This is a genomic window from Candidatus Protochlamydia sp. W-9 (assembly GCF_001950615.1).
GTDB lineage: Bacteria > Chlamydiota > Chlamydiia > Chlamydiales > Parachlamydiaceae > Protochlamydia > Protochlamydia amoebophila.
The window spans coordinates 1-283 of the sequence record NZ_BCPZ01000290.1 but is presented as its reverse complement, the minus strand read 5'-3'; the positions used below and the strand labels follow the sequence as shown (position 1 = coordinate 283).

1 pseudogene is annotated in these 283 nt (G+C 38.2%); it reads left to right on the top strand.

Annotation, left to right across the window (positions count from 1 at the left end):
* Nucleotides 1-283 (top strand): annotated as a pseudogene (locus tag BU804_RS08530) (hypothetical protein); the annotation flags it as partial.

The following is a 283-nucleotide window of genomic DNA, read 5'->3' as shown; positions in this document are numbered from 1 at the left end:
AAGCAGGTGCTATAAACTTACCGATGCAGGATTAATCCATTTGATACCCTTAACAGCTTTGCAGCAGCTAAATTTAAGTAATTGCAATAATCTCACCGATGCAGGATTAGTTCATTTGAGGTCCTTAAACGCTTTGCAGCATCTTAATCTAAGCAGGTGCTATAAACTTACCGATGCAGGATTAATCCATTTGATACCCTTAACAGCTTTGCAGCAGCTAAATTTAAGTAATTGCAATAATCTCACCGATGCAGGATTAGTTCATTTGAGGTCCTTAAACGCT